Annotated in this window: 18 protein-coding genes and 1 tRNA gene; 13 read left to right on the forward strand and 6 right to left on the reverse strand. The window is 67.9% G+C overall.

Going from position 1 to position 25843, the window contains the following annotated elements; all coding sequences use genetic code 11:
* Positions 1-54: 54 nt before the first annotated feature.
* Positions 55-131: transfer RNA gene (locus V5A19_RS09990), tRNA-Pro, on the reverse strand.
* A gap of 542 nt (positions 132-673) precedes the next feature.
* Here V5A19_RS09990 and folD point away from each other — a divergent pair.
* Positions 674-1534, forward strand: coding sequence for a bifunctional methylenetetrahydrofolate dehydrogenase/methenyltetrahydrofolate cyclohydrolase FolD (gene folD, locus V5A19_RS09995; protein ID WP_332319116.1), 861 nt, complete (start codon positions 674-676; stop codon positions 1532-1534).
* A gap of 85 nt (positions 1535-1619) precedes the next feature.
* Positions 1620-2195, forward strand: coding sequence for a YceI family protein (locus V5A19_RS10000; protein ID WP_332319115.1), 576 nt, complete (start codon positions 1620-1622; stop codon positions 2193-2195).
* 140 nt (positions 2196-2335) lie between these two features.
* On the opposite strand, the gene clpB is transcribed toward V5A19_RS10000, so the two are convergent.
* Positions 2336-4933, reverse strand: coding sequence for an ATP-dependent chaperone ClpB (gene clpB, locus V5A19_RS10005; protein WP_332319114.1), 2598 nt, complete (start codon positions 4931-4933; stop codon positions 2336-2338).
* Positions 4934-5645: 712 nt separating this feature from the next.
* Here clpB and V5A19_RS10010 point away from each other — a divergent pair.
* Together V5A19_RS10010 and V5A19_RS10015 are read left to right on the forward strand one after the other, a co-directional pair.
* Positions 5646-10280, forward strand: a complete 4635-nt coding sequence (locus V5A19_RS10010) for a glutamate synthase-related protein (protein WP_332319113.1) — start codon at positions 5646-5648, stop codon at positions 10278-10280.
* A 72-nt stretch (positions 10281-10352) separates the two neighbouring features.
* Positions 10353-11828: a glutamate synthase subunit beta gene (locus tag V5A19_RS10015; RefSeq protein WP_332319112.1), complete on the forward strand. Its 1476-nt coding sequence runs from the start codon at positions 10353-10355 to the stop codon at positions 11826-11828.
* 83 nt (positions 11829-11911) lie between these two features.
* Here the strand turns inward: V5A19_RS10015 and rsmI are convergent, their stop codons facing one another.
* Positions 11912-12769: a 16S rRNA (cytidine(1402)-2'-O)-methyltransferase gene (rsmI, locus tag V5A19_RS10020; protein WP_332319111.1), complete on the reverse strand. Its 858-nt coding sequence runs from the start codon at positions 12767-12769 to the stop codon at positions 11912-11914.
* Positions 12770-12793: 24 nt separating this feature from the next.
* Here rsmI and V5A19_RS10025 point away from each other — a divergent pair, with 24 nt between their 5' ends.
* Genes V5A19_RS10025 through V5A19_RS10035 form a run of 3 tightly spaced genes read left to right on the forward strand, consistent with a single transcriptional unit; the run spans position 12794 to position 15760 of the window.
* On the forward strand, positions 12794-14770 hold the full coding sequence (locus V5A19_RS10025; RefSeq protein WP_332319110.1) for a penicillin-binding protein activator: 1977 nt from the start codon (positions 12794-12796) through the stop codon (positions 14768-14770).
* On the forward strand, positions 14767-15147 hold the full coding sequence (locus V5A19_RS10030) for a YraN family protein (protein WP_332319109.1): 381 nt from the start codon (positions 14767-14769) through the stop codon (positions 15145-15147). Before V5A19_RS10025 ends, V5A19_RS10030 begins: the two co-directional genes overlap by 4 nt.
* 1 nt (position 15148) lies before the next feature.
* Entirely contained in the window at positions 15149-15760 is a 612-nt protein-coding gene (locus V5A19_RS10035) for a D-sedoheptulose-7-phosphate isomerase (RefSeq protein WP_332319108.1), read from the forward strand.
* Between the two features lie 190 nt (positions 15761-15950).
* Here V5A19_RS10035 and V5A19_RS10040 read toward each other — a convergent pair whose 3' ends face one another.
* Positions 15951-17264: a hypothetical protein gene (locus tag V5A19_RS10040; protein ID WP_332319107.1), complete on the reverse strand. Its 1314-nt coding sequence runs from the start codon at positions 17262-17264 to the stop codon at positions 15951-15953.
* Positions 17265-17316: 52 nt separating this feature from the next.
* Here V5A19_RS10040 and V5A19_RS10045 point away from each other — a divergent pair, with 52 nt between their 5' ends.
* Positions 17317-18486 carry a pyridoxal phosphate-dependent aminotransferase gene (locus V5A19_RS10045; protein WP_443081444.1) on the forward strand — a complete coding sequence of 390 codons (1170 nt, stop codon included), beginning with the start codon at positions 17317-17319 and terminating at the stop codon, positions 18484-18486.
* Positions 18487-18493: 7 nt separating this feature from the next.
* On the opposite strand, the gene V5A19_RS10050 is transcribed toward V5A19_RS10045, so the two are convergent.
* Entirely contained in the window at positions 18494-19159 is a 666-nt protein-coding gene (locus V5A19_RS10050; protein ID WP_332319105.1) for an OmpA family protein, read from the reverse strand.
* 87 nt (positions 19160-19246) lie between these two features.
* On the opposite strand from V5A19_RS10050, the gene ppx reads away from it, so the two are divergent.
* Entirely contained in the window at positions 19247-20749 is a 1503-nt protein-coding gene (gene ppx, locus V5A19_RS10055) for an exopolyphosphatase (RefSeq protein ID WP_332319104.1), read from the forward strand.
* Positions 20750-20905: 156 nt separating this feature from the next.
* Here ppx and ppk1 read toward each other — a convergent pair whose 3' ends face one another.
* A complete protein-coding gene (gene ppk1, locus V5A19_RS10060) occupies positions 20906-22984 on the reverse strand; it encodes a polyphosphate kinase 1 (protein ID WP_332319103.1) in 2079 nt (692 codons plus the stop codon).
* Between the two features lie 65 nt (positions 22985-23049).
* Between ppk1 and V5A19_RS10065 the strand changes: the two genes are divergently transcribed.
* From V5A19_RS10065 to V5A19_RS10080, 4 genes are all read left to right on the forward strand, one after another.
* Positions 23050-23586, forward strand: a complete 537-nt coding sequence (locus V5A19_RS10065) for a DUF488 domain-containing protein (RefSeq protein ID WP_332319102.1) — start codon at positions 23050-23052, stop codon at positions 23584-23586.
* A 91-nt stretch (positions 23587-23677) separates the two neighbouring features.
* On the forward strand, positions 23678-23863 hold the full coding sequence (locus V5A19_RS10070; protein ID WP_332319101.1) for a Lar family restriction alleviation protein: 186 nt from the start codon (positions 23678-23680) through the stop codon (positions 23861-23863).
* Between the two features lie 151 nt (positions 23864-24014).
* A complete protein-coding gene (locus V5A19_RS10075) occupies positions 24015-24215 on the forward strand; it encodes a hypothetical protein (RefSeq protein WP_332319100.1) in 201 nt (66 codons plus the stop codon).
* A gap of 806 nt (positions 24216-25021) precedes the next feature.
* Positions 25022-25477 carry a MucR family transcriptional regulator gene (locus V5A19_RS10080; RefSeq protein WP_332319099.1) on the forward strand — a complete coding sequence of 152 codons (456 nt, stop codon included), beginning with the start codon at positions 25022-25024 and terminating at the stop codon, positions 25475-25477.
* Positions 25478-25843 lie beyond the last annotated feature (366 nt).

Here is a 25843-nt window from a genome sequence, read left to right on the forward strand (position 1 = left end):
TGGTCGGGGTCACCGCCTTACGGCGCCGCCCCGGGCCATTTAGGGAACCTTAATTGGTCGGGGTGAGAGGATTTGAACCTCCGACACCCTGCTCCCAAAGCAGGTGCGCTACCAGACTGCGCCACACCCCGAACTCAGTTTCGCCGATCCAGATTGGCTCGGGGCGGCGCCGAAGGCGGCGACCCCGGCTCAGTTTCGCCGATCTAAAAGTACACGGGGAAACGCGAAGCGGATACCCCGAACTCAGTTTCGCCGATCCAGATTGGCTCGGGGCGGCGCCGAAGGCGGCGACCCCGGCTCAGTTTCGCCGATCTAAAAGTGCACGGGGAAACGCGAAGCGGATACCCCGGCTCAGTTTCGCCGATCCAGATTGGCTAAGGGAGGCGCTTTAGCGCTTCCCCAATCGGCGCGGCCATTCTAGCAAAATTCGGGTCGGCGCGAAGCGCCATTCGCCAGTCTGGATCCCGCCGCTCTCACCAGCAGCGAGGCTGCGCCCAAGCGGCGGCGGGCCACCGACAGGGCCAAAAATCCTACCCCGGGACCCGGGCCTCGTCAAGGCCCGCGCTTTGCGCCACAATGCCTTTCGTGGCAGTATTTGGCGCTTTCTCGCCCCGGCCTCGATCCCCCGTTCGGGTCGGGCAGGAATCACCCGCCCGCGCAAAAAGAGGGGCCGATGGCTGCCCAACTGATCGACGGCAAGGCCGTTAGCGGCGAGGTCCGCGACAACCTGGCGGCGCTGGTGGCGGATCGTGTCCGTCGGGGCTACCGCGCCCCCGGGCTGGCGGTGGTGCTGGTGGGCCAGGATCCCGCCTCCCAGGTCTACGTCCGCAACAAGCGCACCGCCTGTGACAAGACCGGGATCCGGTCGTTCTCCTACGACCTGCCCGACAGCGTCAGCCAGGAGGAGCTGCTGTCGCTGGTGGCCAGCCTCAACGCCGACCCCGAGGTGGACGGTATCCTGGTCCAATTGCCCCTGCCGGCCCACATCGACGCTTCGGCGGTGATCGAGGCCATGGACCCGGGCAAGGATGTGGACGGCTTCCATCCCTACAACGTGGGCCGCCTGGTCCAGCGCAACCCGCTGTTTCACGCCTGCACCCCGCGCGGCATCATCACCCTATTGGAGCACTACGCCATCGATCCCAAGGGCTGGGACGCCACCGTGGTTGGGGCCTCCAACCACGTGGGCCGGCCCATGGCCATGGAACTGCTGCTGGCCGGTGCCACCACCACGGTCTGTCACCGCTTCACCCTGGACCTGGAAGCCTACGTCAGCCACGCCGACCTGCTGGTGGTGGCGGTTGGCAAGCCGGGCCTGGTCCCCGGTGAATGGGTCAAGGAGGGCGCGACGGTCATCGACGTGGGCATGAACCGCATGCCCGACAACCGCCTGGTGGGCGACGTCGACTTCGAAGACGCCCGCGACCGCGCGGCCTGGATCACCCCTGTCCCCGGCGGCGTCGGCCCCATGACGGTGGTCACCCTGCTGCAGAACACCGTCATCGCCTGCGAGCACCACGACCCCTCCACCTGAGCCGCTTGCCTGCGGCACGCCAGTGGGGCATAGAATGGGCTGGGCGTACCTTCGAGCCCATTGCTAACAAAGGGGGGTCGCACCCATGTTCCGGCTTATCAGCCTTTTCCTGCTTGCCATCGTGAGCCTGCCAACGGCCGCCGCCGAGTGGCAGCTCGACGGCGAGCGCTCGTCGCTGTATTTCCTGTCGATCAAGAAGAACGAGGTGGCGGAGACCCACCATTTCGACCGCCTTTCCGGCAAGTACGCCAAGGGGCAGGCCCAGCTGGCCATCGACCTCGCCAGCCTCGAGACCGGCATCGACATCCGTGACAAGCGCATGCGCGAGAAGCTGTTCGAGGTGGACACCTACCCCTCCGCGGCTATTACGGTTGCCGTGGCCGAGCAGCGCGTGACCGACCTCAAGCCGGGGGAGCAGACGCTGCTGGACGCCACCGCCGAGCTCGAGCTCCACGGCAACCGGCAGAGGGTGGATACCGCGCTGACCGTGACCCGTCTGGCGGATGGCACCCTCCAGGTCGCCAATGCGCGGCCTCTGGTGATTAATGCCGGAGCCTTCGAACTGGCCCGGGGGGTGGAGAAGCTGCGCGCGATCGCCGGTCTGCCCTCCATCAGCCCCGCGGTGCCTGTGCAATTCTCGCTGTATTTCGAGAAACAATAGGCAGGCGGGCGGCCCGCCCGCTATGACGTCGAGGAAAAAAAGGCCGCCCCGCCACTAAACCCTAGGGTTACGGCTCATGGGCAGAGCCCTGAACCCGGTTTAGAGGCGGGGCGGCTTTTATGCGTCGATGTCGCGGGCCCTCAGGCGGAGGCGGCCGCCTCGTAGGCGCCTTCCTGGCGCCGGAAGAGGAATTCGCCGCCTTCCACGTCCACCTCGATGAGGTCGCCGGGGTGGAAATTGCCGGCCAGGATCTCCTTGGCCAGCGGGTTCTCCACCCGCTGCTGCAGCACCCGCTTGAGCGGGCGGGCACCGTAAACCGGGTCGAAGCCGGCCTCGGCGACCTTGGCCAGGGCGTCCTCGGAGATGGTGAGGTCCATGTCCTTGTCCCGCACGCGATCGCGCAGGTAGCCGGACTGGAAGCGCACGATCTCGGTGATCTGGTCCTGGTCGAGCTGCTGGAAGACGATGGTCTCGTCGACCCGGTTGAGGAACTCGGGCCGCATCTCGTTGCGCACCACCTCCATGACGGCGTCGCGGACCTCTTCCTGGGAGCTGCCCTGCATGGAAACGATGCGGTCCGAGCCCAGGTTGGAGGTCATGATCAGCACCGTGTTGCGGAAGTCCACGGTGCGGCCATGGCCGTCGGTGAGGCGGCCGTCATCGAGCACCTGCAGCAGGATGTTGAACACGTCCGGGTGCGCCTTCTCGATCTCGTCGAGCAGGATCACCGAATACGGACGGCGCCGCACGGTCTCGGTGAGGTAGCCGCCCTCCTCGTAGCCGACGTACCCGGGCGGGGCGCCGATGAGCCGGGCCACCGAGTGCTTCTCCATGTACTCGGACATGTCGATGCGCACCAGGGCTTCCTCGGAGTCGAACAGGAACTGCGCGAGGGCCTTGGACAGCTCGGTCTTGCCCACACCGGTGGGACCGAGGAACAGGAAGCTGCCGATGGGCCGGTTGGGATCGGACAGCCCCGAGCGCGACCGGCGGATAGCGTCGGCCACCGATTCCACGGCCTGGTCCTGGCCCACCACGCGGTCGTGCAGCCGGTCCTCCATCTTGAGCAGCTTCTCGCGCTCGCCCTCGAGCATCCGGGACACCGGGATGCCGGTCCAGCGGGAGACGACGTCGGCGATCTCCTCCTCGGTGACCTCCTCGGACAACATCTCGTGGGGCGCGTCGGAGGTCTGCTCAACCTTCTTCTCCAGCTCCGGGATCTTGCCGTACTGGATCTCGGCCACGCGATTGAGGTCACCGGCGCGCTGGGCCTGCTGCATCTCGGCCTTGGCGCGCTCTAGCTCCTCCTTGGCGTGCTGATGCTCCTCGATGGCGCCCTTTTCCTTCTCCCATTCGCCGGCAATCTCGCCCAGCCGGGCCTCCTGCTCGGCGATGGTGGTCTCCAGGTCGGCCAGGCGCTTCCGGGAGGCCTCGTCGGACTCCTTCTTGAGCGCCTCCCGCTCGATCTTGAGCTGGGTCAGATGGCGCTCGATCTCGTCGATCTCCTCCGGCTTGGAGTCGATCTCCATGCGCAGGCGAGAGGCTGCCTCGTCGATGAGGTCGATGGCCTTGTCGGGCAGCTTGCGGTCGGTGATGTAGCGGTGCGACAGCTTGGACGCGGCGACGATGGCCGGGTCGGTGATGCGCACGCCGTGGTGGACCTCGTACTTCTCCTTGAGCCCGCGCAGGATGGCGACGGTGTCCTCCTCCGAGGGCTCGTCCACCATGACCTTCTGGAAGCGCCGCTCCAGGGCGGCGTCCTTCTCGATGGTCTCGCGGTACTCGTCGAGGGTGGTGGCGCCGATGCAGTGCAGCTCGCCGCGGGCAAGGGCGGGCTTTAACATGTTGCCGGCGTCCATGGAGCCCTCGGCCTTGCCGGCGCCCACCATGGTGTGGATCTCGTCAATGAACAGGATGATCTGGCCCTCCTCCTTCTCGATCTCCTGTATGACGGCCTTCATGCGCTCCTCGAAGTCGCCGCGGTATTTGGCCCCGGCCATGAGGCTGCCCATGTCCAGCGACAGGATGCGCTTGTCGCGCAGCCCTTCGGGCACCTCGTGGTTAACGATGCGCTGGGCCAGGCCCTCGGCGATGGCGGTCTTGCCCACCCCGGCCTCGCCGATCAGGACGGGGTTGTTCTTGGTGCGCCGGGCCAGGACCTGGGTGGTGCGGCGGATCTCGTCGTCGCGCCCGATCACCGGGTCGAGCTTGCCCTGCTGGGCCCGCTCGGTGAGGTCGATGGTGTACTTCTCCAGGGCCTCGCGCTGGTCCTCGGCGTTGGGATCGTCCACCGTCTCGCCGCCGGTGACCTCCTCGATGGCCTTCTCCAGCGCCTGCTTGTCGCCGCCGGCGTCGCGCAGGGCCTGGCCGGCGGCGCCCTTGTCGTCGGTCAGGGCGAGCAGGAAGTGCTCGGAGGCGATGTAGGAGTCGCCGCGCTTGCTGGCGGCCTTGTCGGCGGCGTTGAGGAGATTGGCCAGCTCCCGGGAGACGTAGACCTCCCCGGGCTCACCGCCGCTGATCTGGGGCAGCTTGTCGATCTCGCGGCCGCAAGCGGATCGCAGCCGGTCCACCATGACCCCGGCCTTGGCCAGCACGGAGCGGGTAGAGCCGCCCTCGGCATCGAGCATGGCGCACAGCAGGTGGACCGGCTCTACCTGCTGGTTGTCGTTCTGCAGAGCCAGGGACTGGGCGTCCTGGAGCGCCTGCTGGAACTTGGTGGTTAGCTTGTCGGTGCGCATGAATGCTGCCTCCGCTTGGCTGGACTGCGCCGACCGCCGGCTGGGTGTCCCCGCTTGCGGCACGGGACTCGGAAAAGGCGGGAATGGGACCCCCATTCCGGCCCTCTCCGGGAGGGTGAGCGGGGCACTTTGCACCCGCAGACCGACCGGCGGCCTGTGGAAAACTTGTCGGCCTGGGTACTAGATGGGGACGGAGCTGGGATTTTCAATGCCTGGGGCATGGGGAAAAGCGGCCCACACCCGGGGTTTCCGCACGCCGCTCGGAGGAAACTTGCTCACCCGGGGCTGAAACTACGCCACACGACGGGGTATCCAAGCCTCAGGATCCGGCACACCGGATCGGGCCCGCAAGGGCCGGGCCGCCGGAGTCGGGTTGTCGCCGACGGCGGAAAACGCTAGCCTTTCAAGGCTCGACTTCCGTTGCGAACACTGGCCGACGGCCCGCGCTGCCGGCTTGCCCGTGCGTGGCCCTTAACGCGCGGACGCGCGTGTCGCCTGCCCCCCCTGGCATCGGCGCCAGCTTAGGGCAGGCGTTACCGTTACCGAGGTTTGCGACCAAAACCGTGGTGAATGAGCCCGTGCCCGGGCACGGCGGCCCGGGTGCGCCTACTCCGGCGCGCGGGCGCCTGCCCACGCCGTTCCAGACCTGGGCCTTGCCCAGAGCTACCCCCAGACCGACCCGGGCGGGGGCCAATAGCGGAGAACCCTACCCATGGCGCCACATTCGGATCGGACCACGACCATTCCCCATAACCCGGGCCTCTACCGGCCCGGCGCCCACCGGGATAACTGCGGCGTCGGCTTCGTCGCGGACATGAAGGGCCGTGCCAGCCACCAGATCGTGGCCCAGGGCCTGGAAATCCTTCAGAACCTGACCCACCGCGGCGCGGTGGGTGCCGACGCCTACACCGGCGACGGCGCCGGCATCCTCATCCAGAAGCCGCACGCCTTCCTGGCCAAGACGGCCCGGGCCAACGGCATTACCCTGCCGGAAGATCCCGACGACTACGGCACCGGGCTGGTCTTCCTGCCGCGCGACGACACCGCGGCCCGCGAGGTCATGGCCACCCTGGAGCGAGTCATCGCCGGGGAGGGCCAGCAGGTGCTGGGCTGGCGCGAGGTTGCCGTCCATCCGGAGAAGATCGGCGACATCGCCCGCGGGGTGCTGCCCACCATTCGCCAGGTTTTCATCGGCCGCGGGGACGCCACCGACGGCGGCGCCTTCGAGCGTAAGCTGCTGGTGATCCGCAAGCGCGTCGAGCACAAGGTCTCCGACGAGCACCCCGAGTACGCCGACTATTTCTACATCCCGAGCCTGTCGGCGAAGACCCTGATCTACAAGGGCCTGCTGCTGGCCGAGCAGGTGCCAGCGTTCTATCCGGATCTGACCGACGAGGCCATGACCTCGGCGCTTGCCCTGGTGCACCAGCGCTTTTCCACCAACACCCATCCCACCTGGCCGCTGGCCCAGCCCTTCCGGATGATCGCCCACAACGGCGAGATCAATACCATCCAGGGCAACCACTACATGCTGCGGGCGCGCGAGGCGGCCATGGCCTCGGAGGCCTTCGGCGAGGACCTGGCCAAGCTCTTCCCCACCATCGAGGAAGGCCTGTCCGACTCCGCCAGCCTGGACGCCGCCATCGAGCTGTTCACCGCGGCGGGCCGGTCTTTGCCCCACGTCATGATGATGCTCATCCCCGAGGCGTGGAGCACCGACCCGTTCATGCCCGACGACCTCAAGGCCTTCTACGAGTACCACGCCACCCTGATGGAGCCGTGGGACGGACCCGCCGCCGTGGCCTTCACCGACGGCAGCCGCATCGGCGCCACCCTGGACCGCAACGGCCTGCGCCCGGCGCGCTACGTGGTCACCGACGACGACATGGTGGTCATGGCCTCCGAGGTGGGCGTGCTGCCCATCCCGGAGGAGAAGATCGTGCTCAAGGAGCGCCTCCATCCGGGCAAGATCTTCATGGTCGACACCGAGCGCGGCGCCATCGTCCCGGACCTGGAGCTCAAGCAGGAGGTGGTGGGCCAGGCGCCTTACCAGGACTGGGTCGCCGACAACCTCCTGCGCCTGGATGAGATGCCGCTGCCCAAGGGCCCGGAGCGCGACGACCACCGCCCCCTGCGCGAGATGCAGCGCGTCTTCGGCTACACCTTCGAGGAGCTCAATATGCTCCTCAAGCCCATGGCCACCACCGGCGCCGAGAGCGTCGGCTCCATGGGCGACGATACCCCGCTGGCAGTGCTGTCCGAACGGCCCCGGCTGCTGTTCGACTACTTCAAGCAGTTCTTCGCCCAGGTGACCAATCCACCCATCGACCCCATCCGTGAAGAGCAGGTGATGTCGCTGGTTTCCTACCTGGGCGCCGAGGGCAACATCCTCAACCAGACCCCGGGCCAGGCGCGCCGCATCGAGCTCAAGCAGCCCCTGCTGACCGCCACCGACCTGGACAAGCTGCGCTTCTGCGACGATGTGGCCTGCCGCACCGAGTTTCTGGAGGCCACCTTCCCGGCCAGCGACGGCCCGGACGGCCTAGAGCCGGCCTTGGAACAGCTGTGCAGCGACGCCGAGCGGGCGGTGGAAGACGGCGCCACGGTACTGGTGCTGTCCGACCGGGCCGCCAGCCACGGCCGGGCCCCCATCCCCAGCCTGCTGGCCACGGGCGCTGTCCACCACCACCTGATCCGGGTCGGTCTGCGCACCCGGACCTCGCTGGTGGTGGAGACCGGCGAGGCCCGCGAGGTGGCCCACTACGCCCTGCTCATCGGCTACGGCGCGGGCGCGGTTTATCCCTACCTGGCCTTCGAGACCCTCGACGACATGCTCGAGCGCGGCATGATCGAGACCGAAATGGACCGCGACACCGTCCACCACCACTACATCAAGGCGGTGGGCAAGGGCCTGTTCAAGATCTTTTCCAAGATGGGCATCTCCACCCTGCAGAGCTACTGCGGGGCCCAGATCTTCGAGGCGGTAGGCCTGTCCCAGGCCTTCGTCGACAAGCACTTCCGCGGCACCGTGACCCAGATCGGCGGTGCCGGCGTGCGCGAGATCGGCAAGGATGCCATGCTCCGCCACGGCTACGCCTACCACACACCGCACACATCCGATCTGACCCTGGACGACGGCGGCTTCTACCACTGGCGCACCACGGGCGAGCGCCACAGCTGGAACCCCACCACCATCAGCCTGCTGCAGCGGGCGGTGGGCACCAACGATTGGGAGCTTTACCAGCGCTACTCCCAGGCGGTGAACGACAACCGCGTCAAGGGCGGCGCCCTGCGCGGGCTGTTCCTTCTGGCCAACGAGGCGGAGGGCCACCCGGTGGAGGCCGTCGAGGAGGCGGGTGACGACACCTGGTACGAGGCCGAGCCCGCCCCGGACGAGCACCTGGGGCCGCGGGCCATCCCGCTGGAGGAGGTGGAGTCGGCCGAGGCCATCATGAAGCGCTTCACCACCGGCGCCATGTCCTTCGGCTCCATCTCGCGCGAGGCCCACGAGAACCTGGCCATCGCCATGAACCGGATCGGCGGCCGCTCCAACTCCGGCGAGGGCGGCGAGGACCCGGTGCGGTTCAAGCCCTACCCCAACGGCGACCTGGCCCGCTCGGCCATCAAGCAGATCGCCTCCGGGCGCTTCGGTGTAACCACCCATTACGCGGTCAACGCCGACGAGCTCCAGATCAAGATCGCCCAGGGCGCCAAGCCCGGGGAGGGCGGGCAGCTGCCGGGCCACAAGGTGGACGAGAGCATCGCCCGAGTGCGCCACTCCACCCCGGGAGTGCCGCTGATCTCCCCGCCGCCGCACCACGACATCTATTCCATCGAGGACCTGGCCCAGCTCATCTTCGACCTGAAGAACGTCAACCCCGACGCCAACGTGTCGGTGAAGCTGGTGGCCAAGGCCGGCGTGGGAACCGTTGCGGCGGGGGTTGCCAAGGCCAAGGCAGACGTCATCACCGTTGCCGGCCACGCCGGCGGCACCGGCGCCAGCCCCAACACCTCCATCAAGCACGCGGGCATGCCGTGGGAGATCGGCGTCGCCGAGACCCAGCAGGCGCTTGTGGCCAACCAGCTGCGCGATCGGGTGGTGCTGCAGACCGACGGCAACATGCTCAACGGCCGGGACGTCCTGATCGCGGCCCTGCTGGGCGCCGAGGAGTACGCCTTCGGCACCACCGCCCTGGTGGCGGAGGGCTGCATCATGATGCGCAAGTGCCACCTCAATACCTGCCCGGTGGGCGTGGCGACGCAGGATCCCTACCTGCGCAAGAAGTTCACCGGCAAGCCCGAGGACATCATCAACTTCTTCCGGATGGTGGCGGAGGAGGTGCGCACCTACATGGCCGAGCTGGGCTTCCGCACCATGGACGCGCTCATCGGCCACACCGAGATGCTATTCCAGCGCGACACCGCCGCCTTCCCCAAGGCCGGCGACATCGACCTGTCGCCGCTGCTGACGCGCATGGATCACCACGATGAGCCCTTGCACAAGGTCCGCAACCAGAAGCACGCCATCGACGACATCCTCGATCGCGAGCTCATGGAGCGGGCCCAGCCGGCCCTGGCCAACGCCACGCCGGTGGAGTTCGTCTCCGAGATCCGCAACCGCAACCGGACAACCGGCACCATGCTCGCCGGGGAGGTGGCCAAGCGCTTCGGCGCTGAGGGTCTGCCGGAGGACACCATCCAGATCCGCTTTACGGGCACCGCCGGTCAGAGCTTCGGGGCCTTTTGCCACAACGGCATGAGTCTGACCCTCGAGGGTGATGCCAACGACTACATGGGCAAGTCCATGTCGGGCGGGCGCCTCGTAGTGCGTCAGCCGGAGAACTCCCAGCTCGATCCGGGAGCCAATATTATCGCCGGCAACGTGCTCCTGTACGGCGCCACCGGCGGCGAGGTCTTCATTCACGGTGTGGTGGGCGAGCGCTTCGCCGTCCGCAACTCCGGGGCCTCCGCGGTGGCCGAAGGCTGCGGCGCCCACGGCTGCGAGTACATGACCGGGGGCGTGGTCGTCATCATCGGCGCCACCGGGCGCAACTTCGCCGCCGGCATGAGCGGCGGCGTCGCCTACGTGCTGGACGAGGACGAGCGCTTCGAGCAACGCCTCAACCGCGGCCTGGTGGAGCTGGAGACCCTCGACGACGAGGACGCCGACACCCTGCGCGAGATGATCGAGCGCCACGTGGCGCATACCGGCTCGCCCAAGGGTCAGCGTATCCTCGATCAGTGGCACAGTTACCGGCCGCGGTTCGCCAAGGTCATCCCCACCGAGTACCGGCGGGTAATGGAGCAGCGCAGGCGCGGCGCGCAGCAGCGGACCGAGACGGCCTAGCGGGCGCGGGGCCGCCGGCCCCGCGCCCCCAAGCCGCCCCAACCCCAACAACCCTCTCACGGAGGTTTGCCCATGGGTCAGATCGACGGCTTCATAAAATTCCCCCGCCACGGCGCCGTGGCGAGGCCGCCGGAGGTGCGCCGGGGCGACTTCCGCGAGCTCTACCAGGAGCAGACCGATTCGGAGCTGGCCGAGCAGGGCGCCCGCTGCATGGACTGCGGCATCCCCTACTGCCAGACCGACACCGGCTGCCCCGTGGACAACCTGATCCCCGAGTGGAACGACCTGGTCTACCACGGGCAGTGGTACGAGGCCCTGGGCCGGCTGCACGAGACCAACAACTTCCCCGAGTTCACCGGCTGGCTGTGCCCGGCGCCGTGCGAGTCCGCCTGCACCCTGGACCTGGTGGAGAACGCCCCGGTCACCATCAAGAACATCGAGCGCAACATCATCGAGCGCGGCTTCGACGAGGGCTGGGTGGAGCCGGTGGCCCCCGCCCCCGACACGGGACTCTCGGTGGCGGTGGTGGGCTCCGGCCCGGCCGGTCTGGCAGCCGCCCAGCAGATGGCGCGCTGGGGCCACGCCGTAACGGTGCTGGAGAAGGCCGACCGCATCGGCGGTCTGCTGCGCTACGGCATCCCCGATTTCAAGATGGCCAAGTTCCGCATTGACCGGCGCATGGAGCAGATGGAAGCCGAGGGCGTCACCTTGCGTACCGGGGTAAACGTCGGCGAGGACATCACCGCGGAGGAGCTGCGCGCGCGCTACGACGCCGTGATCCTTTCCGGCGGCGCCGAGGTGCCCCGCGACCATGACGTCCCCGGTCGGGATCTGGAGGGCGTGCATTACGCCATGCCCTTCCTCACCCAGCAGAACCGGATCAACGCCGGGGACAGCATTGCCGAGGACGAGCGCATCTCGGCGGAGGGCAAGCACGTGGTCATCATAGGCGGCGGCGATACCGGCGCCGACTGTGTGGGTACCTCGATCCGACAGGGCGCGGCCAGCGTCAATCAGATCAACATCCATCCGGAGCCGCCCGAGGAGCGCTCAGACAAGACCCCCTGGCCCGAGTGGCCTTACAAGCGCATGGACTCCACCTCCCACGACGAGGGCTGCGAGCGCCTGTGGAAGGTCTACATCAAGACCTTCGAGGGCGACGAATCCGGCCACGTGCGCAAGGCCCACGCCGTCAAGGTGAAATCCGCCCAGCGCCGTCCCGACGGCAGCCGGGAGCTGATCGAGGAGCCCGACGGCGACTTCGTCCTGGACGCCGACCTGGTGCTGCTGGCCATCGGCTTCGCCGGTCCCCATACCAATCCGCTGCTGGAGGGCCTGGGCGTGGAGCTGGACAAGCGCGGCAACGCCACCGCCGATCCGGCAACCCGCATGACCAGCGTTCCGGGGGTATTCTCGGCAGGGGACATGTACCGCGGCGCCAGCCTCATCGTGTGGGCCATTCAGGATGGACGCGAGGCCGCCGAGGGCGCCCACCGCTACCTGATGAAGCAGCGAGTGGCGCAAAGGCTCAAAGTCACCGCGGACTAGGAACCGGCCTCGCCTGGAGTGGAATCGGGGCGCCCGCGGGGCGCCCTTTTGGTTTCAGCCCCGTGATGGGGCGGCGGCCTGACCTAACTCCCGCTGAGCTCCAGGGCGCGCTGGTACAGATCGTTCTTGCGCCCGCCAGTGGCTCGGGCAGCTACTCGGGCCGCCCGGCTCGGAGACAGCTCGGCCAGCAAGGCCCTCAAAAGGGCGTCACTGTTCAGGGCCGTCTCCACCTCCGCCTCCGGCTCCGGACTGCCAGCCACACAGACCGTGAGCTCACCGCGCTGTTCGCCGGCGGTGGCTTGGAAGTGGTCCGCGAGCTCCGCAAGGGTCCCCCGTCGATTGGTCTCGAAGCGCTTGGTCAGCTCGCGGCTGACCATGGCCTCCCGATCGCCGCCGCAGGCCCCGGCAAGGGCGGCGAGGAGACCGGCGATGCGGCGGGGCGATTCGAACAGGACCACCGTGCGCGGGTCGCGGGCGATTGCCCGCAACCGGGCCCGACGGGCCTCACCCTTGGTGGGCAGGAAGCCCTCGAAGGCGAAGCGATTGGCAGGTAGGCCGGCCACGGATAGCGCTGCCGTCACCGCGCTCGGCCCCGGTACGGCGCGCACCGGCAGGCCGTCGCCGTGCGCTGCCGCCACCAGGCGCCCGCCGGGGTCGGAGATGGCCGGCACGCCGGCGTCACTGACCATCGCCAACGAATCGCCGGCCGCCAGCCGACGCATAAGCGTGGGAATGCGCTCGTTCTCGTTGTGGGCATTCAGCGAGATGCGCTCGGCTCGGGTGCCGGGACCATCGGCGAGGAGGCGCTGCACATGGCGGGTGTCCTCCGCTACAATCGCCGCCACGGTGGTCAGGGTTTCCAGGGCCCTGGAGGTCAGGTCACCGCGGTTGCCGATGGGCGTACCGACCACGTATAAAATACCCGAACTCGATTCGCTCATGCCTGCCTCGTTAAGGGGGCCCGCTTGCCATTTCGCCACTGCCCGCGTCCGACCCTGCTCCTCGTCGCCCTGACATTGGCCGTGAGCGGTTGCGCGCCCGGGCCCGAGCCCGAACCGGAGCCCAAGCCGGAGCCCACCGAGGCCCCCAAAGGCCCCGAGGCCCTCGAGGCCGCCGGCCGGTTTGCCGAGGCCGCGGACGCCTATGCGGAGCAGGCCGACCAAGCCAGCGGTGACAAAGCCGCCCGCCGGCGGTTCCACCAGGGCCGGATGCTAGCCCTGGCGGGGCGCGATACCGACGCACTGAGGGCTCTGGAAGCGCTTGAGGACACCGAGCGCGCCGACGCCGCCGCCCTCCTGCGCGCCCGTATTCACCTGCGTCACCAGCGGTATGCCGCCGCCGACCGCATCCTTCAAGGCCTGGTGGAACGCACCGGCGATCTGGCCGCGGTACCCGACACCATTCGCGAGGAGGCACTGGACTACCGCGCCCAATCGGCCCTCGCCCAGGGCCGCCCTGGCGAGGCTTTCGACGCCCTGGTCGAGCGCCATCGCTTGCTGCGCGGCGATCGGAGCGAGGCCAATGTAGCCCGAATCCGTTACCTGCTTAGGGCCATGCCGGAAAAGGTGCTGGCGCAGCGGAGTGAGGCGCTGGGCGATCGCTTCCCCAGCGGCTACCTCGCCTTCGAGCAGATCATGCGCCGGGCCGCCCGCCAACCACTGATGGCCACGCGCGGAGAGCTGCAGGACTGGCTCCAGGCCCATTCGGGCCACGAATTGGCGGCTATTGTGCGCCAGCGTCTGAAGCGGGTCCAGGAAGCCCCGCTGCGCCTCGCCGTGCTGCTGCCCCTGGACTCCAACTATCGGCCGGTGGCCGAGGCCCTGCTTCGCGGCACCCTTGCCGCCTATTACCAGAGCGACCACGGCCCGGCCACCGGGGATCAAGGCCCTCAGGCGACGGAGGAAGGCGAGGCAGCGGCAGGCATCCAGGTGGCCATCTACGACACCGGCGGTGACACCCAGGGCCTGGAGCGGGCCCTGGCCGAGATCCGTGACGGTGACTACGAGGCGGTCATCGGCCCGCTGACGCCCACCGGCGCCGAGGCCCTCACCGAGAGCGCCCCCAAGAGCCTGCCGCCGACCCTGATCCTCAACACCACCCGAGACTGGTCGGCGGCCGCGGCCAACCTTTTCCAGTTCGGCCTGGACCCCGAGCAGGAGGCCCGGCAGGTAGCCGAGCGCGCCTACCGGAACGGATACCGCCGGGCTGGGGTTCTGTATCCGGACACCGATTGGGGCGGACGCATGGTGGGGGCCTTCCAGGAGCGCTGGCGGGAGCTCGGCGGCACCACCCATGCCATGCGCGCCTTCGACCCCGACCAGACCGACCACTCGGACGCCATCCAGGCCTTGCTGGACCTGGACGGGGTCACCCAGCGCCGCAAGCGGCTTGCCGCTACCCTGGATGAAGACCTGCCCGAATACGATAAGCCACCCCGCCAGGATGACCTGGAATTCCTGTTCCTCCCCGCGGAGACGCCCCATGCCCGGCTGATCAAGCCGCAGCTGGCGTTCTACGCGGCCGGGGACCTGCCGGTGCTGGCCTCCAGCCACGTAAACAACCCAGGCGACAGCCGCTCCGACCGCCGCGACCTGGACGGCATCCGTTTCCTGCAGCTGCCCTGGTTCCTCCAGCCCCGGCCCGAGCACCGCGAGGCGGCGCAAGCCCTGGCCGACAGCTATCCGGACCAGCCCGCCGGTCTGGAGCGCCTCAACGCCCTGGGCTTTGATGCCTACGCCCTCATGGTCGGGGCCTGGCGACGGGCTCTGCTGCTCGACGAGCCCATGACGGAGGCCCTAAGCCGGATCCGGCTGGAGGCCAGCACCGGGCACCTGACCGTCACCCAGGATGGCCGGGTGCAGCGACGCTTGCGCTGGGCGGAGTATAGCTACGGCAACATCATCCCGCTGCCGGGGATGCTTACCTCCGGCTCCGGCGGATGAGCCGCACCCCGGCCCAACGGACGGGCGACGCCGCCGAGGAGCGGGCCCTCAAGCACCTCAAGCGCAAGGGCCGCCACCGTTGCCTGGTCCGCAACTACCGCACCCGCGGCGGCGAAGTGGACCTGATTACCCTGGAAGGCGAGCGTCTGGTCTTCGTGGAGGTGCGCGCCCGCAGCGATACCGGCTACGGCCGTCCGGAGGACACGGTGGATCACCGCAAGCGCCGGCGACTGGCGCAGGCTGCCGAGGCCTTTTTGACCAGTCACCCCGAGCACGGCAAGCGCGCCTGCCGGTTCGACGTGGTGGCGATGGATGGCGACGGCCTGCGCTGGATCGCCGATGCCTTCCGCCCTTTTGAAACCGGATTCTGGAGCTGACATGGCCGAACAGCCCCCCCATCCCGCCGAGCGCGTCCGGCGCCTGTTCCGGGAGAGCGCCGAGCTCAAGCAGCGCTGCGGCGACGAGCTCGGCCCGGACGTGGCCGAGGCGGGCCGGCGGATCAGCGATGCTTTGCTAGCCGGGAAAAAGATCCTGGCCTGCGGCAACGGCGGCTCGGCGGCGGATGCCCAGCATTTCGTGGGCGAGCTGGTTAACCGCTTCGAGATCGAGCGCCCGCCCCTGCCCGCCGTCGCCCTGGGTACCAACGCAGTGACCATGACCGCGACCGCCAACGACTACGCCTTCGAAGAGATCTACACCAAGGAGGTCCAAGCGCTGGGCAACAGCGGGGATCTGCTCCTGGTGATCTCCACCTCGGGCCAGTCGGCCAACATCACCCGCGTTGCCGGGGCAGCCCAGGAACGGGGGCTCGACCTGGTCATCCTCACCGGAGGCGACGGAGGTCAGCTAACCGAGCTGGTCCGGCCCGGGCAGGATCAGCTCATCCGGGTTGAATCCCGGGTTACGGCCCGTATCCAGGAGGTCCACATCCTCATCCTGCACGCCCTGTGCATGCTGGTGGACCAGGAGCTGTTCGGGGGGTCCGATTAGGCGGCGCAGGCAAACCACTGAACCGCCAACAACGCCCGGAACACCCAAATCAGGCGGGTGCTGAAGGCTTCTGTAGGAGGGGCGTAAGCCCCGACCTGGCGGGGAGCACTGGGTGTGTCGCGGCCCACGCCGCTCCTACCCCCCTTGGCCATCCGCATGATGGCCTTCGCGTTCTTGGCGACCTTGGCGGTTATCCTCCGGAGAGCCTGCTACGCACCCAGGCCACTCCCCCTTCCCGGTCGCTGAACGCGCCATCCAGCTGGGCCTGGAAGGCCCGCTCCAGCCAGTCCCCCATCTCTGGCCCCGCCTCGATGCCCAGCGCTACCAGGTCGCGGCCCTGGAGCAGGGGCTGAGGGGCCTTGCCGAGCAGGTCTTCCGACCGCCAGATGGCCTCGGCCCGGTCGCCGGCGGGAAAGGCCGGGGGGGAACCGTGCTCGGCCTGATGGCGGGCTCGGGCTAGCCGCAGCAGGAGGTCAGTGTCCAGCCGGCGGGCCAGGCGGCGGTAGGCGGGCCGGTCCGCCCCTGATGCGTCCAAGGCGCCAACGGCGTCCTGCTCCCGAACCAGGGCGGTGACCGCTTGGGCGCGATCGCGGCTGCGGTCCACACCGTGCAGGAAGAGGGCCACCCTGGCGGCTGCGGCCCGGGTGTGGCCCCGGGCCAGCAGCCGCCGACCCGCCCACCGTGTAACATCGGGGCGGCCCAATGCCGCCACCAGGGCGGCAAGCATGAGCGGCCAATCCCGCTCCCTTGACCCCACCCGCGCATCGGCTGCGGCCGCCAGGGTGGCGCGGGTAAGGCCCCAGGCATCGGTGGCGCCACTTGCCGGGCAGCCCAGGAGCCGGGCCAAGTGGGGGAAGTGGCGCTCGGCGCCGGTGTCGATCAGGGCGTCCATGCCCCGTTCCGGCCGGCGGGCGCCCACTAGCCAGCGCTCCATTTCCTGACCGATGCGCTCCCAGGCCACACCGGCCAGGGCCAGCCGCCGACAGAGGGCCGCGGTGGCAGGATCGATGGCGAACTCCAGCTCGGCGTGCAGGCGAACCACGCGCAGGATGCGCAGGGGGTCCTCGGAGAAGGTAGCGCCATCCACCATGCGCAGCCGCCGCCGGGCGAGATCGGCGCGGCCGCCGTGGAAGTCCAGTATGTCGTCAGTGAGGGGGTCGCGCAGCAGGGCGTTGACGGTAAGGTCCCGGCGGCGGCTGGCGGCCTCGGGGGTCAGAGCCGGATCCTCCACCCCGCCCGAGGCTTGCGGCAAGGCGATCTCCACCCCCTCGAGCACATACACGCCCAGCCGGGCCCCGACCTTGCGCACCGGGCCGAAGCGAGCGATTACCACCTCCAGCTCGGCCGCGGACAGGCCGTAGACCTCCAGATCCGTGTCCTTGGGGGCACGTTCCAGGAGCCGGTCCCGAACCGCCCCGCCAGCCTCCAGGGCCCGTCCCCCGGCGGCCGCCACGACGCGGGCGAAGTCGGTTACCCAGTCATCGGCGGGGGACTCGGGAGCCATGGAGATACCGGATCGATTCGTGGCGACAGGAACCCATGCTACCCTCGAGCGCATGGAACGAACGCCCCGCATTGCCCGCCGGATGGCCGAAATCGCCCCCTTTCACGTCATGGACCTGCTCGCCCGGGCCCAGGCCCTGGAGGCAGCGGGACGGGACATCGTGCACATGGAGGTGGGCGAGCCCGACTTCCCCACCCCGGAACCGGTGGTGCGCGCGGGTCAGCAAGCGCTCGCCGCAGGCCACACCCATTATACGCCGGCGGCCGGGCTGCCCCAGCTGCGCGAGGCTATCAGCGGCTATTACGCCGACCGCCACGGGGTTAACGTACCCCCCGAGCGGATCATACTAACCCCAGGGGCTTCCGGGGCCCTGCAGCTCATCATGGGGGTGGTGGTGGACCCCGGCAACCGCGTACTGCTCCCGGATCCCGGCTATCCGTGCAACCCCAATTTCGTCCGCCTGGTCGAGGGCGAAGGGATCCCGGTGCCGGTGGACGCCACCAGCGATTACCAGCTGACCCCCCAGCACCTGGCGAGCCACTGGGACGAGCGTACGGTAGCGGCCATGGTCGGCTCGCCATCCAATCCCACGGGAACCCTGGCTACCGGGGAGGACCTGCGCGCCCTGGCCGGAGCCACGGCCCAGCGCGGCGGCCGCCTGATCGTGGATGAGATCTATCAGGGCCTGGTCTATGAGGGCGAGGCGCCTACCGCCCTGGGCGAAACGGACGAGGCCTTCGTGGTCAACAGCTTCTCCAAGTTCTTCGGCATGACCGGGTGGCGCCTGGGCTGGGTGGTAGCACCCGAGGCCTACGTGCGGGAGCTGGACAAGCTGGCGGGCAACATCTTCCTGGCCCCCCCGACACCGGCCCAGCACGCCGCCCTGGCCGCCTTCGGCGACGACACCCGGGCCATCCTCGAGCAGCGCCGCCAAGCCTTCCAGCAGCGCCGGGACTTTTTGCTTCCCGCACTGCGGGAGCTGGGCTTTCGCATTCCCGGGACTCCCCGCGGCGCTTTCTACCTTTACGCCGATGCCGGGGCCTTCAGCGACGACAGCTTTGCATTCGCCGAGCGGGTTCTGGAGGGGGCTGGCGTGGCCCTGACACCGGGCATTGACTTCGGCCGGCATCGGGCCGGGGCCCATGTCCGCTTTGCCTACACCACCAATCTCGATCGCCTAGAGGAAGGGGTGGCCCGGCTGGCGCGATATCTGCGGCCCTGATGCCCTTTCAGCTCTGGGTAACGGGCTCCAGGGTCAGCTCCACGCGGCGGTTCTGCTTGCGCCCCTCGGCGGTCTCGTTGCTCGCCACCGGATGGCGCTCGCCGAAGCCCTGGGTGACAAGGCGCTCGGAGCGGAGCCCCTGGGAGCGCAGATAGGCCGCCACCGACTCGGCACGGCGCTCGGAAAGGGCCTGGTTGTAGTCGTCGGGTCCGGTGCTGTCGGTGAAGCCGTTTACGTGGACCACGGTCTTCGGGTATTCCTCAAGGACGAGGGCCACCGAGTCCAGCACCTCGAAGAAGCGGGGATTGAGGTCAGAGCTGTCCGTGGCGAAGGTGACATTGCCCGGCATGTTGAGGGTAATGTTATCCCCGTGGCGGGTAACGCTGACCCCGGTGCCTTCCAGCTTGCGCCGCAGTTCGGCCTCCTGGCGGTCCATGTAGCCGCCCACGGCGCCCCCAGCGAGGGCCCCGATGCCGGCGCCGATCAGGGCCCGCTCGGCGCTGCGGCTGCCGGTCAGCATGCCGGCGACGGCGCCGGTGGCGGCGCCAATGGCGGCGCCGCTGGTGGCCTTGCTGGTCTGCTCCTCGCCGGTATAGGGATTAGTGGTGGTGCAGGCCACCAGGGCCAAAGCGGTGAGGGCTGCGGCAGTGGTCTGCAAGAATCGGTTTTTCATGGTCGGCTTCCAGATTGGTTGAGGATGGCTCAAGAGTAACAAAGGACGACCGCCGCCAAGGACAGCCGCCCCCAGCAAGAGGCGAACGTGTCAGAGCAAGCCTATCAAACCGTTGCCGCCGTTGATCTCGGCTCCAATAGCTTCCATCTGATCCTGGCCCAGCTGGGCCCGGGCGAGCTGCAGATGGTGGATCGCCTGAAGGAGATGGTGCGGTTGGCCGGCGGCCTGCGCCCGGACCGCACCCTCGATTCGGCCACTCAAGAAAGGGCCCTGGCCTGTCTGGAGCGTTTCGGCCAGCGCCTGCGCGAGCTGCCACCCGAGCGGGTGCGCGCCGTGGGCACCAATACTCTGCGCAGCGCCCGCGGCTCGGAGGATTTCTTGGCTCGCGCCGAGCTCGCCCTGGGCCACTCCATCGAGGTGGTCTCGGGGGTCGAGGAGGCGCGGCTCATCTATCTGGGCGTCGCCCACAGCATGGCGGTAGCCCCAGACGACCGCCGCCTGGTGATGGACATCGGCGGCGGCTCCACCGAGCTGGTCATCGGCCAGGGCTACACGCCGACCCGCATGGAAAGCCTGTACATGGGCTGCGTCTCGCTCACACAGGCCCATTTCCCGGACGGCAAGCTCACCACTAAGGCCTTCCGTCGCGCCGAGATCGCCGTCCGCCAGGAGCTGGAGCCCCACGAGCAGGCATTCCGGAACCTGGGGTGGGACGAGGCGGTGGGCGCGTCGGGCACCATCCGGGCGGCGGCCAAGGTCGCCGAGGCGGGCGGCTGGAGCGAGGGCAGCCTAACCCCCGAGGCCCTGGAGCGCATGACCGCCACCATGGTGGACCTGGGCAAGGTGGGCAAGCTGGAAAAGCTCAAGGGCCTGGGGGCCGACCGCGCCCCCGTCTTCCCCGGGGGCGTGGCCATCCTGCGCGCCACTTTCGAGGCCCTGGGCATCGAGCGCATGCCTACGGCAGAAGGCGCCCTGCGCGAGGGCCTGTTACACGACCTGGTGGGCCGCATCCGCCATGAGGACGTGCGCGAGAACAGCGTTCCCGCGCTGGCCCGTCGCTTCCACACCGACGAGGGCCACGCCGAGCGGGTGGCAGCCACCGCCGTTTACGCCCTGGAGCAAGCGGCCCCGGGCTGGGCGCTACCCACTGAGTGGGCCCAACCCTATCTGCACTGGGCCGCCCAGCTGCACGAGATCGGACTGGACATCGCCCACAGCAGCTACCACAAGCACGGCGCCTACATCGTGGCCAACGCCGACCTCCTGGGCTTCACCCGCCAGGAACAGGAGCTTCTGGCGGCGCTGGTGCGCAGCCACCGGCGCAAGTTCAGCGACAAGGCCTTCGCGGGCCTGCCCGCCCGCTGGCGGGTTCCCGCCCGCCGTCTGGCGGTTCTAATGCGCCTGGGCGTGGTGCTTCACCGGGGCCGCAGCCCGGAGCCTCTCCCCGAGACTCGCCTGACCGCCCGTGGGGACCGCCTGGACCTGGCCTTCCCGGAGGGCTGGCTGGACGCCCATCCCCTGACCCGCGCCGACCTGGAGGAGGAGGCGGAGCGCCTGGCGGGGGACGATTTTACGCTGGCCTTCGGTTAGAACCTTCGGGTAGAAACGGCAAAAGCACCTAAAGCGCAGCCCTCAAGGAGCGGTTTCCCCGCCGCGACCCCTCGCCGATTGGGGTTAAGCATCGCGGCGGGGAGGCCGCTCCCTGCGCCCGCCACGGCCCCGCGGGGGTCCCCTTCGGATGAGCGGCTAGTACGCCTCGGCCAGCTCCGCGAGCAGGGTCTCCTGGGCCGAAACCGGCTCCTCGCCCTCCCCCGGCTGAAGGCGATGATAGCTGCCCTCCGACGTCAGCACCCAGGCTTGGGTGTTGTCCCGCAGGTAGAGATCGAGCTCACGCAGCATGCGCCGGTACAGCTCGGGGTCGCGGATGGGGAAAGCCACCTCGACTCGCCGGAAGAAGTTGCGCTCCATCCAGTCGGCGCTGGAGCCGTAAAGCTCCCCCGCCCCGGCGTTGCTGAAATAATACAGGCGGGTGTGCTCCAAGAACCGGCCCACCACCGAGCGCACCCGGATATTGTCGGAGACCCCGGTAATCCCGGGGCGAAGGCAGCACATGCCGCGCACCACCAGATCGATCTCTACGCCAGCAATGGAGGCGGCGTACAGGGCCCGGATAAGCTTGGGCTCCACCAGCGAGTTGACCTTGGCAATGATGCGCGCCGGCCGCCCGGCCCGGGCGCTGTCGGCTTCCCGCTCGACCTTTTCGACCATGGCGGCGTGCAGGGTGAAAGGCGCCTGCAGCAGGGTCTGGAGGTCCGAGGCCCGGCCCAGGCTTGTCAGCTGCAGAAAGACCTTGCGGACGTCCTCGCCCACCTCGGGATCGGCGGTGAACAGGCCGTAGTCGGTGTAAAGCCGGGCCGTGCGCGGGTGGTAATTGCCCGTGCCCAGATGGACGTAGTTGCGCAGCTGGTCCGCTTCCCGGCGGACCACCAGGATCATCTTGGCGTGGGTCTTGTAGCCCACCACGCCGTAGACCACGTGGGCCCCCGCCTCCTGCAGGCGATTGGCCAGGGCGATATTGGCTTCCTCGTCGAACCGGGCGCGCAGCTCCACCACCACGGTGACCTCCTTGCCGGCGCGCGCAGCCTGCACCAGGGCATCCACCACCGCCGATTCGGGGCCGGTGCGGTAGAGGGTCTGCTTGATGGCCAGGACATTGGGATCGCCAGCGGCCTGGCGCAGGAAGTCCACCACCGGGGTGAAGGACTGGAACGGATGGTGGAGGAGGACGTCGCGCTCCCGCAGGATCCCGAACAGGTCCGAGGGGTAGACCACCGATGCCGGCAGCCCCGAGGTAAAGCCGCTGTACTTGAGATCGGGGCGGTCCACCAGATCCGGAATGGCGAGAAGACGGTTGAGGTTGACGGGACCGTTGACGCGGTAGAAGTCCTCGCGGCCAAGGCCGAACTCCTCGAGGAGGTAGTCGGCCATGTCATCGGGGCAGTTGTCGGCCACCTCCAGGCGCACCACGGCGCCGTAGCGACGCTGGGGCAGCTCGCCCTCCAGTGCCCGACGCAGATCGTCGATCTCCTCTTCGTCCACGAACAGGTCGGAATTGCGCGTGGCCCGGAACTGGTAGCAGCCGTTGACGGTCATGCCGGGGAACAGCTCGTCCACGAAGGCGTGGATGACCGACGACAAGAACACGAAGTCATTGGGCCCGCTACCCGTCTCCTCCGGCGGCAGCTGGATCAGCCGCGGCAGCGCACGCGGCGCCTGGACCACCGCCACCCCACCGCTGCGCCCGAAGGCGTCGCGGCCCTCCAGATCCACGATGAAGTTCAGGGATTTGTTGAGGATGCGGGGGAAGGGGTGAGCGGGATCCAGGCCCAGGGGCGATAGCACCGGCAGCAATTGGTCCTCGAAATACCGCCACAGCCATTCCCATTGCGCCGTGGACCAGCGGGGGCGCCGGATGAAGCGGATGCCCTCGGCGTCCAGGGCGGGGGTCAGCACCTCATTGAGGACGCGGTATTGCTCTGCCACCAGCTCGTGGCCCCGCTCGGCAACCGCGTTCATGACTTCCTCAGGGGTACGGTTGTCCGGCCCCACCTGGGTGACCCCCAAGTCGATGCGCTGCTTGAGGCCGGCGACGCGGACCTCGAAGAATTCGTCCATGTTGGTGGAGGCGATACACAGGAACTTGAGCCGCTCCAGCAGGGGCACGGCCTCGTCCTTGGCCTGATCCAGGACCCGGTCGTTGAACTCCAGTAGAGACAGCAGCCGATTGGTGTAGAGCTCGGGCTGCTTAAGATCGACAGTATCCATGGCTGCAGGCTATCCGTTCTGGGTGGGGAGTGAAAAAACGATTTGGACAAAGGGCTAGGGCCGGCATGTGGACCATCGGTCACAGCAACCGTCGGTACGCGGATTTCCTCGCGCTGCTCCGGCAGGCGGGGATCGATCAGGTCGTCGACGTGCGCAGCCATCCGGCCTCAAGCCGCTTTCCCTGGTACGACCGCTCCCGCCTGGAGACAGGCCTGGCCGAGGCGGGGATCGCCTACAGCTGGGCGGGCAAGGCCTTCGGCGGACGCCGGAAGGGGCACCCGGCGGACGACGAGCGCCATCCCGCCCTGAAGCGCTCCGGGTTCCGGGCCTATGCCCGGCACATGGAAGATAACGCCTTCAGCGAGGCTGTGGACAGGCTCCTCGCCGGGGCGGCAGGGGCAACCTCGATCATGTGCGCCGAGGCGGAGCCGCTCCGCTGCCACCGCTCCCTGATCGCCGATTATCTGGAAATCGTGCGCGGGGAGCCCGTATCTCATATTATGGGGTCGGGACGCCGGCAAAGTCACGCCGTCCATCCCGGCGCACGCCTCGCGGGGAAGGGCCTGCGCTACGACCGCAACCACACCGAGAAACTGCTTTAAACCGTCGCGGTCGCTGGCCAGGCCGGCCGACAACCTTGCTGACCTCGGTCGGACCACCCGCCCAAGATGCCATCACCGACAGGAGCAATCCATGACCGAAGCGCCGAAGCCCTGCCCCTTCTGCGGCGGAACCGAACTGGAGGTGATGGACATCGACGAGGGCTACGCGGCCATCGCCTGCGACACTTGCGATGCCTTCGGCCCCATGGGACTGGGCGCCGAGGGTGCCTGGCGGGAATGGAACCACCGCGCTTTCGAGGAGTCCCCGTTCTCGTAAGCCGACCTTGGTCACTGTCTGCGATAGGGCCGTATAGGCGGCCCAACGGATACCGCCCCCTTTCGGGGGCGGTTTCCGCATTCTTCACCCGCTCGGGGGTGGGCCGATGCATCGGGACGGTTGGCCTCCCCCCCTCAACCAGGAGGCCTGGTTGGCACCATCGCAAGAGATCCCCGTTCGCTATTGGGTGGGCATTGACCACCCTTCGACTGACGGCGAGCGCACCTTCGCCGAAGCCCTTTCCCCCGTGTTTAACGATTTCGGGCAGGCCCTGGAGGCGCTGGCCGAGATCCAGAAGGCCCACCCCGAAGCCCGCATCATCGTCGAGACGGACGTCTCCGACACCGGCTAACCCAGCCCGCCTCCGACGTTACCCCCTACCGTCATGCTAGGAACAAGCAAGGGCCGGGTTTCCGGGAATGCGCTTGTCGGCTTGGCCGACCCTGTCCTAACGAGGCTGAGGGACTGAGCCAACCGACCCCGGCTCGGTCAAAACCGGACCCATGGCCAGGGCCAGGCTCAGGCATGACGGATGTACCAACCGGATCACTGACTGGCTCTGGAAAAGCCCAGGCTGCCAACGGCGCAAAAACGCCCCGCCACCCACTTGTCGGGGAGGGGGACGACGCCAGTCAGCGGTGGGAGCGATGCAGAACGGCTTGGGGCCGGACGCTCTAGCTAAAGATCACCGAAAAGAAGCTCACCAGCCCCATCACCGCCATGGCAGCAACAACGACGAGGGGAATGTTGTCCAGCACTTCGCGTTTGGCGGATGCCATATCACCCTCCTCCGGGATTGCCTTGCCCCGTAAGCGCAAGCCGAATCGGGGCGAGGCGGAAAATCCTGCACCTCGATTAGGGGATTAATCCCACAAATTTTTTTGTGGGATTAATCCCCTGTCACCCGGGATCAAGAGGGCCCTAACGGTCTCCTTTTCCGGCATCCGCACGGGTAACGGCATCCGGGCCTGACACAAGGGCCGGACTTTACGGCACAGGAAAGGACGGGAGTGGGGAAAGAGCGATCACGCCTATCAGTTTTGGAGGAAAAGGCTAGAATTTTTCTCTTTACTCGTACCGATTCAGAAACTAATTTGAAAGATACCAATCTACATTAGTAGAATCCTGAACCCTCATATTCAAATAAGGAGCTCACCTTTGGGAACCCGTGAACTAGCCGCCCAGATTGCCGCAAACTACGCCGCGAATGCGGAATCGGCTGACGAAGTTGTTCAGCTTTTGAATGAGTCTTACAACACCCTTCTCAAAATGGACGCGGAGACGCAGCTACCTGCTCCCGAGGAAGGCACCGCGGGTGAAGCAGAGGGTGGCTCCCAAAAGCATGAACCGATCATGTCGCCGCAGAAGGCTATCGGCAAAGACACCATAAATTGTCTGGTGTGCGGTAAGGCTTTTAAGACCCTCAAGCGCCACCTGAACAATGCCCATGGCATGACGCCGCAGCAGTACCGCGAGGCCTATGGCCTGGATAAGGACTACCCGCTGGTAGCGCCCAACCTTTCCAAGCAGCGCGCCAAGGTCGCCAAGGATCGAGGCCTGGGCGAACGGCTGGCGGAAGCCCGGCGCCAGCAGCGCAAGAACCAGTCGAGCTAAACCCTCCCCAGGCTGCTCCGATACGCAAAAAACCGGCGGAAACCGCCGGTCTTTTTTGGTTCCTACGCAAGGTTTTCCCGAAAACCATCCCGGCTCTTTACGGTCAAAGGCGGGTAGAGGGATCTTCGGGTCCTTCTGCTGGCAAGGGGATGGGCGGGAGGCGCCGCAAGCAATAAGGTGTTGCGCACCATTTGGGTAATGCCCCGCCCATCGCCGGATCCCTTTCATGGGATCGCGTCCCGGGGTCCCTTTGCAACCGGTCCCCAGCCCCGGGATGGAAGCCCGGACGGCCTGCCGTCCGGGCTTTTTTATGGTTCATCGCGGATTTCCGGGAAAGGCGGCCTGAATTTTGAGGAAGAAGTATTC

Origin of the sequence: Thiohalorhabdus sp. (assembly GCF_036628635.1) — a bacterium.
In the GTDB taxonomy this organism is placed as follows: domain Bacteria; phylum Pseudomonadota; class Gammaproteobacteria; order Thiohalorhabdales; family Thiohalorhabdaceae; genus Thiohalorhabdus.

What these genes read in the sequence shown, in the direction of transcription:
- clpB (WP_332319114.1), bottom strand. Translation starts at nt 4,933, where the DNA reads ATGCGCACCGACAAGCTAACCACCAAGTTCCAGCAGGCGCTCCAGGAC.
- V5A19_RS10010 (WP_332319113.1), top strand. Translation starts at nt 5,646, where the DNA reads ATGGCGCCACATTCGGATCGGACCACGACCATTCCCCATAACCCGGGC.
- V5A19_RS10000 (WP_332319115.1), top strand. Translation starts at nt 1,620, where the DNA reads ATGTTCCGGCTTATCAGCCTTTTCCTGCTTGCCATCGTGAGCCTGCCA.
- ppk1 (WP_332319103.1), bottom strand. Translation starts at nt 22,984, where the DNA reads ATGGATACTGTCGATCTTAAGCAGCCCGAGCTCTACACCAATCGGCTG.
- V5A19_RS10065 (WP_332319102.1), top strand. Translation starts at nt 23,050, where the DNA reads ATGTGGACCATCGGTCACAGCAACCGTCGGTACGCGGATTTCCTCGCG.
- V5A19_RS10045 (WP_443081444.1), top strand. Translation starts at nt 17,317, where the DNA reads ATGGAACGAACGCCCCGCATTGCCCGCCGGATGGCCGAAATCGCCCCC.
- folD (WP_332319116.1), top strand. Translation starts at nt 674, where the DNA reads ATGGCTGCCCAACTGATCGACGGCAAGGCCGTTAGCGGCGAGGTCCGC.
- V5A19_RS10035 (WP_332319108.1), top strand. Translation starts at nt 15,149, where the DNA reads ATGGCCGAACAGCCCCCCCATCCCGCCGAGCGCGTCCGGCGCCTGTTC.
- V5A19_RS10030 (WP_332319109.1), top strand. Translation starts at nt 14,767, where the DNA reads ATGAGCCGCACCCCGGCCCAACGGACGGGCGACGCCGCCGAGGAGCGG.
- V5A19_RS10070 (WP_332319101.1), top strand. Translation starts at nt 23,678, where the DNA reads ATGACCGAAGCGCCGAAGCCCTGCCCCTTCTGCGGCGGAACCGAACTG.
- V5A19_RS10050 (WP_332319105.1), bottom strand. Translation starts at nt 19,159, where the DNA reads ATGAAAAACCGATTCTTGCAGACCACTGCCGCAGCCCTCACCGCTTTG.
- V5A19_RS10040 (WP_332319107.1), bottom strand. Translation starts at nt 17,264, where the DNA reads ATGGCTCCCGAGTCCCCCGCCGATGACTGGGTAACCGACTTCGCCCGC.
- rsmI (WP_332319111.1), bottom strand. Translation starts at nt 12,769, where the DNA reads ATGAGCGAATCGAGTTCGGGTATTTTATACGTGGTCGGTACGCCCATC.
- V5A19_RS10015 (WP_332319112.1), top strand. Translation starts at nt 10,353, where the DNA reads ATGGGTCAGATCGACGGCTTCATAAAATTCCCCCGCCACGGCGCCGTG.